The organism is Mycobacterium sp. TH-M116 (assembly GCF_057473685.1).
This window is the reverse complement of sequence record NZ_JBYCLC010000329.1, coordinates 1-8,697: the sequence shown is the minus strand read 5'-3', so window position 1 is coordinate 8,697 and position 8,697 is coordinate 1. Positions and strand designations below refer to the sequence as shown.

Below are 8,697 nucleotides of genomic sequence, written 5' to 3'. Positions count from 1 at the left end.
ATGAGTGACCCCACCAGGCTTCGCGTGATCCAGTGGGCCACAGGAGGCGTCGGGAAGGCCGCCATCGCGTGTGTGCTCAACCACCCGCAGCTCGACTTGGCCGGCTGCTGGGTACACAGCGCGGACAAGAACGGTCGCGACGTCGGCGACATCGTGGGCACCGGACCGCTCGGCGTCACCGCCACCACCAGCGTCGAGGACGTGCTGGCCACCGAGGCGGACTGCGTGATGTACAGCCCGTTGATCCCCAACGACGACGAGGTCATCGCGATCCTGCGGTCCGGCAAGAACGTCGTCACCCCGGTCGGCTGGGTGTATCCCGACGCCGCCAATCCCCGCGTCAAAGTCATCGCCGACGCCGCGCTGGAGGCCGGGGTGACCCTGCACGGGTCCGGTATCCATCCCGGCGGCATCACGGAGCGCTTCCCGCTGATGGTGTCCTCGCTGTCGTCGGCGGTGACCCACGTGCGCGCCGAGGAGTTCTCCGACATCCGCACCTACAACGCGCCCGACGTGGTGCGCCACATCATGGGATTCGGCGGCACACCCGAGGAGGCGATGGGCGGGCCGATGGCCGGGCTGCTCGAAGCGGGCTTCAAGATGTCGGTGCGAATGGTGGCCGACCACATGGGTTTTCGCATCGACCCGGAGATCAGGACCATCCAGGAGATCGCCGTGGCGACCGCCGACATCGACTACGGCCCCTTCCCGATCACCCCGGGATCAGTCGCCGCGCGCCGCTTCCGCTGGGAGGCGCTGGTCGATGGGGAACCGGTCATCACGGCGGCGGTCAACTGGCTGATGGGTGAGGACAATCTAGAGCCGGACTGGAATTTCGGCGGGCGCGGCGAGCGCTTCGAGGTCGAGATCACCGGCGACCCCACGGTGAGCCTGACGTTCAAGGGGCTACAGCCGGAGACCATCGCCGACGGGTTGCAGAAGAATCCGGGAGTCGTGGCGACCGCGAACCACTGCGTCAACGCCATCCCCGACGTCTGCGCCGCCGGGCCCGGCATCAAGACGTACCTGGACCTGCCGCTGCTCGCCGGGCGCCCGGCCCCGCATCTGGCGCGGTGAACCGGTGCGGCTCGACGCGCGACTGAGGTGCGGACCCGAGCGATGACCTACTCCCACCCCGCCTCGATCTCCCACCCCGCCTCGCATGCCATTCGCGCGCCGTCACACGCCGCGCGCGGTCGCCGCCGCGCCGGCCGGGAGTGAGTATTTTCGTAGGGTGGTGACAGGACCAGCACCGGCACGAGCCCCGGCCGACATTCCGGCCCAGTATCTGCTGTCTTCCGCTGCGCCGGGCCCGCGAACCCTGATCGACATCATCCAGGCGACCGCCGCGCGCTTCCCGGATGCGCCCGCGATCGACGACGGCACCGTGCAGCTGACCTACGGCGAGCTGATCGACGACATGGAGGCCAGCGTCGGTTGGCTGGCCGCGCGGGGTGTCGGCCGGGGCGACCGCATCGGCATCCGCATGCCCTCGGGCAGCTACGCGCTGTACGTGGCGATTCTGGCGACGCTGGCCACCGGCGCGGCCTACGTGCCGGTCGACGCCGACGACCCCGACGAGCGGGCCGAGCTGGTGTTCGGCGCGGCCGACGTGGTCGCGGTGATCACGGAAACCGGGTTGGTCAGGGGCCCCGGCTCGTCGCGGGGCTGGCGCGCGACGGCGCCCATGACCCGCGACGACGCGTGGATCATCTTCACCTCCGGATCGACCGGCGCCCCGAAGGGCGTCGCCGTCACGCACCGCAGCGCCGCCGCGTTCGTCGACGCCGAGGCGCAGACGTTCCTGCAGGACCGCCCGATCGGGCCCGGTGACCGGGTGCTGGGCGGGTTGTCGGTGGCCTTCGACGCGTCCTGCGAGGAGATGTGGCTGGCCTGGCGGCACGGCGCCTGCCTGGTCCCCGCGCCGCGGTCGCTGGTGCGCAGCGGGACGGACCTGGGTCCGTGGCTGGTCACCCGCGACGTGACCGTGGTGTCGACGGTGCCTACGCTGGCCGCACTGTGGCCCGCCGAGGCCCTGGAGGCCGTGCGGCTGCTGATCTTCGGCGGCGAGGCCTGCCCCGCGGAGCTGGCCGAGCGCCTCGCGGTCGACGGGCGGGAGGTGTGGAACACCTACGGCCCGACCGAGGCGACGGTGGTCGCCTGCGCGGCCAGGCTCGACGGGGGCGGCCCGATCAGCATCGGGCTGCCGCTGCCAGGCGCCGACCTGGCCGTCGTCGACACCGACGGCCGCCCGGTCGGCTACGGCGAGGTCGGTGAGCTGGTGATCGGCGGGGTGGGCCTGGCCCGTTACCTGGACGAGGACAAGAACGCCGAGAAGTACGCCCCGCTGCCGACATTGGGCTGGACGCGCGCCTACCGCAGCGGTGACCTGGTGCGGCTGGAACCCGACGGGCTCTATTTCTGCGGGCGGGCCGACGACCAGGTCAAAGTCGGGGGGCGCCGCATCGAGCTGGGCGAGGTCGACGCCGCGCTGGTCGGCCTGCCGGGGGTCAGCAGCGCGGCGGCGGCAGTCCGCCAGACCTCCGCGGGAACTCCGGTACTGGTCGGCTACCTGGTCAGTGCCGATCCGACGTTCGATCTGCACGCGGCACGCCAGCGGCTCGCCCGGCAGCTGCCCGCCGCACTGGTGCCCCGGCTGGTGCGGATCGGGGAGCTGCCCACCCGGACGTCGGGCAAGGTCGACCGCGACGGGCTGCCCTGGCCGCCGCCCGGCGGGGACCCGGACGCGAGCGCCGAGCTGGGCGGCACGACGGGCTGGCTGGCCGGCCTGTGGCGCGACCTGCTCGGCCCGACGGTCGACGGGCCGGAGGCGGACTTCTTGGCGCTCGGCGGCGGCTCGCTGGCCGCCGCGCAGCTCGTCGCCGCGCTGCGGCGCCGGTTTCCGCAGGTCACCGTCGCCGACCTGTACGACCATCCCCGCCTGGGCTCACTGGCCGGGTTCCTCGACGAACTGGAGCCATCACCGCAGGCCGTCGAGCGGGTAGTGCGCCCGACGCCGCGACTGACCCAGGCCGCGCAGACCGCGCTGTCGGTGCCGTTGGCGACGCTGGCGGCGCTGCCGTGGGTGACGTGGCTCGCGGTGGGCAACGGCGTCGCCCGCGCGCTGCACGTGGTGCCGTGGACCGTCGCGGTCAACTGGTGGCTCGTCGCGTTGGCGTTCCTCGGGTTCGTCACGCCGATCGGCCGGATGGGTATCGCGGTGTCGTGCGCGCGCATGCTGCTGTCGGGGGTGCGGCCGGGCACCTACCGCCGCGGCGGGTCGGTGCACCTGCGCGTATGGCTGGCCGAGCGGGTGGCCGAGGTCTGCGGGGCGCACAATCTGGCCGGCGCGCCGTGGCTGGTGTACTACGCCCGCGCGCTCGGCGCCAACGTCGGCAAAGGGGTGGACCTGCACTCGATCCCCCCGGTCACAGGGTTGCTGACACTCGGGCACCGCAGTGCGGTGGAACCCGAGGTGGACTTGTGCGGGCACTGGATCGACGGCGACGAGTTCCATCTCGGCGAGATCACGGTCGGCGACGACGCGACTGTCGGCGCCCGGACCACGCTGCTGCCCGGCTCGGTCGTCGGCAAGAACGCCGACGTCGCACCCGGCTCGGCAGTGGTCGACAAGATCAAGAACGGGCAGTACTGGAAGGGCTCGCCCGCGGTGAAGTCGGGCAGGGTCAAGCACCCGTGGCCCGACGAACGGCCGCCGCGCCGTACCCGGTGGGTCGCGGTATACGGGCTGACGTCACTGCTGCTCGGCGCCCTGCCGCTGATCGCCGCGGCGGGAGGCGTGGCCGTGATCGCCGCGGCGGTGCACCACACCCGGCGACTCTCGGAGGCGGTGCTGCCGGCGCTGTCGTGGACCCCGGCCGCGGCGCTGGCCGCCGTCACGGTGTACGCGCTGCTGACGGTGGCGGCGGTGCGGGCGCTGTCGCTGGGACTGACCGAGGGCTACCACCCGGTGCGCAGCCGGGTCGGCTGGCAGCTGTGGGCGACCGAGCGGCTCATGGACGGCGCGCGCAACCATCTCTTCCCCGTGTACGCGAGCATGCTGACACCGGCGTGGCTGCGGTTACTGGGCGCCAGGGTCGGTCGCGGAACCGAGATCTCCACGGTGTTGCCGATCCCGAAGTTCACTGTGATCGAGGACGGCGCGTTTCTGGCCGACGACACCATGGTCGCCTCCTACGAGCTCGGCGGCGGCTGGATCCACGCAGCCACGACCACCGTGGGCCGACGCGCGTTCCTGGGCAACTCCGGCATCACCCAGCCGGGGCGGCGGGTGCCCGACGACGGACTGGTCGCGGTGCTCTCGGCCACGCCGCCCAAGGCCAAGCGCGGCTCGTCGTGGCTGGGCAGCCCCCCGATGAGGTTGCGTCGGCACCCCATCGAGGCCGACGCGGCGACCACCTACGACCCACCGGCGAGGCTCAAGGTCAAGCGGGCCGTGGTGGAGGCGTGCCGGCTGCTGCCCGTGGTGGTGACGGTCGGGATCGGGCTGGCGGTGCTGGGCGGGTTACAGGCGCTGGCGCGCATCTTCGGCATCTGGGCGGCGGCGTTGTGCGGCGGACTGGTATTGCTGACCGCCGGCGCCGTCGCCGGGACCGTCACGGTGGTCGCCAAATGGCTTGTGGTGGGAAGGATCCGGGCCAGCGAGTACCCGCTGTGGTCGTCGTTCGTCTGGCGCAACGAGGTGTGCGACACCTTCGTGGAGACCGTCGCGGCCCCATGGTTCGCGCGCGCGACCGGCGGCACCCCGCTGCTGAACCTGTGGCTGCGCGCGCTGGGCGCCCGCGTCGGGCGGGGCACCTGGTGCGAAACCTATTGGCTCCCGGAAGCGGATCTCGTCACGCTGGGCTCCGGCTGCACGGTCAACCGGGGCTGCGTGGTGCAAACGCACCTGTTCCACGACCGGATCATGCGCATGGACAGCGTCGTCCTCGAGCCGGGCGCCACCCTCGGGCCGCATTGCGTGGCGTTGCCGGCTGCCCGACTCGGAGCCGGCGCGACAGTCGGCCCCGCGTCGCTGGTGGTGCGCGGCGACAAGGTGCCGGGATCCACACGCTGGCAAGGCAATCCGATCAAGCCGTGGGGTCAGGGCCGCAAGAAGGACCGGTCCAAGAATTCCGCGAAGCGGGGCGCCGCGGCGTGAAAGTTCCGGCTAAGAAGGCCGCGCCGGCAATCGACGACTACCTGCCGAGAAGCGGCAACCCCGGCTACCGGGTGTCTCGCTACGAGCTCGACCTCGAGTACCGGATCGCGATCAACCGGCTGTCCGGCACCGCGACGATCACCGCGGTGACTCTCGTCGAGTTGCAGCAGTTCACCCTGGACCTGTCCGCCTCGCTGACGGTGTCCAAGGTGTCGGTGAACGGCGAACGGGTGCCCCAGTTCTCCTGCCGCGGAGGCAAGTTGCGCATCCGACTGGCGTACAAAATCCCGGCCGGGGCGGCGATGGCGATCGTGGTTCGCTACGGCGGTGCCCCCAAACCGATCCGGTCGTTGTGGGGCGACGTCGGTTTCGAGGAACTCACCGACGGGGTGCTGGTCGCCGGGCAGCCCAACGGCGCCCCGTCGTGGTTCCCCTGCAACGATCACCCCGGCGACAAGGCCGCCTTCCGCATCCAAGTCAGCACCGAAAGCCGCTACCGGGTGATTGCCAACGGGAACCTGGTGGCGCGCCGTACCCGGGCGTCGCAGACGGTGTGGACCTACGAACAACGTGAGCCGACGTCGACCTACCTGATCACGTTGCAGATCGGCGTCTACGACACGGTGCGGCTGACCCGGACACCGGTACCCATCCAGGCCGCGCTGCCCGCCCGGTTGCGCAGCGCGTTCGAACACGACTTCGCGCGTCAGCCCGAGATGATGCAGCTGTTCGTCGAGTTGTTCGGGCCCTACCCGCTGGCCGGCGGGTACACGATCGTGGTCACCGACGACGCCCTGGACATCCCCCTGGAAGCCCAGGGCATGTCGATCTTCGGCGCCAACCACTGCGACGGCTCGCGGGCCGCCGAGCGGTTGATCGCCCACGAACTGGCGCACCAGTGGTTCGGCAACTCGGTGACCGCGCGGCGCTGGCGTGACATCTGGCTGCACGAGGGATTCGCCTGCTACGCCGAATGGTTGTGGTCGGAGCACAGCGGCGGGCCCGGCGCCGGCGAACTGGCCCGCCTGCATCACGAAAAGCTGCGCGCGCAACCGCAGGACCTGGTGTTGGCCGACCCCGGGCCGCAGCACATGTTCGACGACCGCGTGTACAAGCGCGGGGCATTGGCCCTGCACGCGCTGCGCGGCCGGCTCGGTGAGGCGAACTTCTTCGCCCTGCTCCGGGATTGGGCGACCCGCTACCGGCACGGCACCGTCGTCACCGACGACTTCACCGGCCTGGCCGCGGGTTACTGCGACCAGTTGCGACCGCTGTGGGAAGCGTGGCTGTATTCGACGGCGGTTCCGTGACCGCGCGGCGTGTTACCCGCCTCCGCCACCGCCGGCCGCCCCGCCGCCGCCGGGCGCTCCGCCACCCCCGCCATAGTCGACGAACGGGGGGCCTTCGCGGCCCTCAGCGGGAGGAGGCGGTGGCGGCGAGGGCGGAGGCGGCGCCGGACTCGAGTAGGCGGGCGCGAGCGGGGCGGCGGTCAGGCCGCTGGAAGGCATGCCCACGCTGATGCCGTAGCCGAGCATCACGGCGAGCACCGCAGCGCCGCCCAGTGTTCCCATCGCCTTGCCTGATTCAATTTTCATCGGGTTCCCCAATTCTTTTATTTTTACGGCCCTGCCGTGTCAACGCTGTACCCCGGGTTCTGGTCGTCCAATCACGGCAATGCTCGCCGTTGAGGCGAGCGCGGGAAAACCTTGTCCGTCAACAACTGGACCGATCGCCGCGCCTCGTCGGCCGGCATGCCGCCGACCAGCGGTTACAGGCTGGCCAGGTCGTCGGGAACGTCGACCTTGTGTTCGATCAGCGTCTCGAGCGGCACCACCTCGAGCGTGCGCTCATGGGTGGATGCCAGCACCACGGGGGCGGCATGACCGTCGTCGTGAGCCCGCAGCCAGTTCACGGCGGTGACGCACCAGCGGTCGCCGGGCAACAGGCCGGGGAAGCGATATTCGGGAATCGGCGTCACCAGGTCGTTACCGATGGAGCGCTGGTGCTCGAGGAACTCGGTGGTCATCACCGCGCAGATCGTGTGCCGGCCCCGGTCCTCGGGCCCGGTCGCGCAACACCCGTCGCGGTAGAAACCGGTGAGCGGGTCGGTGCCGCAGGGTTCGAGCGCGCCGCCCAGTACGTTACGATCAGGCACACCCTCAGTATCGCGCCCCGGGGTGTGAACTTCGAACTCACGTTTCGCCGCCGTGTCCTAGCCGCCTGACGATAGGTTGTCCCTGTGATACTCACCGGAGCCTTTCTCGCTGAGGGCGCCAGGACGGTGGACAACAAGCTCGACGTGTCGGGCGGCGTGCTCTCGAAATTCTCGCTCGGGGCTGACCGCGTGGCCCGGTTCGTGCTCGTGGTGCTGACGCGGGGCAACGGCGAGGATTCCGATCGCCGGGTGGGCGTGAAGATCGTGCCGCCGACACTCGACGATCCGCTGCATCTTTCCTTCGAGGCCCCCGAAGCCGCCGTCGGCGAATACCCGGGATTCGCTTTCTTCGATGTCGAGGCCACCCTGCCGTTCGACGGTCGGTGGGTCGTGGAGGTGACCGGCGGAGGCGAGACCCTCTCGCTACCGCTGTCGGTGAGTAGCTAGGACGCCCCGCCGCCGCTGCTTCCGGCCCGACCGAAGACTCGCGGCGAGATTCCCGATATCCCTGCGGGATCTGCTTGAAAAGAATTTGCACCTAGAGCTTTTCGAGCCCACCCGGTCGCCCGACCCGATCCGCTCCCCGAGTTCACCTAACGGCCACTCCACGGCCATCCGCGTCAGGGAATTGTTTGCGGACTCCACAGTCGCGGGCCAGGTTGTTCCGATCATTCTTTCAGGATTTCTCTGTGGCTCCGGCTGCGAATTGGGCCTAACTTTCTGCGTAGAGGTCTTCAGAAAGGGCAGGATGACGGTCGCGATTCCGACTCTGCAACGTTGTCGATGGCATTCCGCGGCGGCCGCCTGCGCCGTGCTCGTTGCCGCGCTCGTCGGTGCGCCCGTCGCCGGCGCCGACGACCCCAGCCCGCCGCCGCAAGGAAACAATCCGCAATGGGACACCCTGGCCCAGGCCTGTCACGATGGCGTCTGGCAGTCCTGCGACGACCTGGTTGCGCAGACGCAACCGCTGGTGGGGTCCGACCAGAAGGCGTTCGACTACAACCTGTACGGCCTGCGCTGCGGCGGCCGGGTGGTCGACTGGCTCTACGGCACCTACGACTGCGGGGCTCCCGCCGTCACCTGCGTGCAGATGTACCGGCCCTGCCACTGACGGTTGGCTGGCGGTGTTTGGCGGTGGCGGAGGGATTTGAACCCTATCCAGCTAACCCGCCTGACCCGCAGCCAGCCTATCAAACTGCTGAAACACATCACGGTAGTTCAATCTAGTTATGTGTAACTGTGGGCAGATTGTGGGCACTTGCTGGGCGCAAGGGATCCGGCTTTTTGACGTCCTCCCCGCAGTGAACTGTGGGGATTCCTCGTGCCGACCTGCTGTCTCGATGGCCGTTCATGCGGCGATCGCCGTGGGCTGGTCGGTAGT

7 protein-coding genes are annotated in these 8,697 nt (G+C 70.1%); 5 read left to right on the top strand and 2 right to left on the bottom strand.

Features of this window, described 5'->3' with window-relative positions:
* The 3 genes from AC2VOK_RS16905 to AC2VOK_RS16895 all read left to right on the top strand — a co-directional run.
* Positions 1-1,077: NAD(P)H-dependent amine dehydrogenase family protein (locus AC2VOK_RS16905; protein WP_428901513.1), on the top strand; the 1,077-nt coding region annotated here is incomplete at its 5' end.
* Between the two features lie 160 nt (positions 1,078-1,237).
* The gene (locus AC2VOK_RS16900; RefSeq protein WP_428901512.1) at positions 1,238-5,161 is read left to right on the top strand and encodes a Pls/PosA family non-ribosomal peptide synthetase; all 3,924 of its coding nucleotides are present in this window, start codon (positions 1,238-1,240) and stop codon (positions 5,159-5,161) included.
* Positions 5,158-6,471, top strand: a complete 1,314-nt coding sequence (locus AC2VOK_RS16895; RefSeq protein WP_428901511.1) for a M1 family metallopeptidase — start codon at positions 5,158-5,160, stop codon at positions 6,469-6,471. Before AC2VOK_RS16900 ends, AC2VOK_RS16895 begins: the two co-directional genes overlap by 4 nt.
* A 12-nt stretch (positions 6,472-6,483) precedes the next feature.
* Here the strand turns inward: AC2VOK_RS16895 and AC2VOK_RS16890 are convergent, their stop codons facing one another.
* Positions 6,484-6,756: a hypothetical protein gene (locus AC2VOK_RS16890; protein WP_428901510.1), complete on the bottom strand. Its 273-nt coding sequence runs from the start codon at positions 6,754-6,756 to the stop codon at positions 6,484-6,486.
* A gap of 173 nt (positions 6,757-6,929) precedes the next feature.
* Positions 6,930-7,316, bottom strand: a complete 387-nt coding sequence (locus AC2VOK_RS16885; RefSeq protein ID WP_421531114.1) for a DUF2237 family protein — start codon at positions 7,314-7,316, stop codon at positions 6,930-6,932.
* An 84-nt stretch (positions 7,317-7,400) separates the two neighbouring features.
* Here AC2VOK_RS16885 and AC2VOK_RS16880 point away from each other — a divergent pair, with 84 nt between their 5' ends.
* Together AC2VOK_RS16880 and AC2VOK_RS16875 are read left to right on the top strand one after the other, a co-directional pair.
* Entirely contained in the window at positions 7,401-7,763 is a 363-nt protein-coding gene (locus AC2VOK_RS16880; RefSeq protein WP_421531113.1) for a hypothetical protein, read from the top strand.
* 301 nt (positions 7,764-8,064) lie between these two features.
* Positions 8,065-8,427, top strand: coding sequence for a hypothetical protein (locus AC2VOK_RS16875; RefSeq protein ID WP_428901509.1), 363 nt, complete (start codon positions 8,065-8,067; stop codon positions 8,425-8,427).
* The last annotated feature ends 270 nt before the right edge of the window (positions 8,428-8,697 follow it).

Excerpts from the sequence above, each read along its gene's own strand:
- AC2VOK_RS16890 (WP_428901510.1), bottom strand. The coding sequence starts at position 6,756 with ATGAAAATTGAATCAGGCAAGGCGATGGGAACACTGGGCGGCGCTGCG.
- AC2VOK_RS16875 (WP_428901509.1), top strand. The coding sequence starts at position 8,065 with ATGACGGTCGCGATTCCGACTCTGCAACGTTGTCGATGGCATTCCGCG.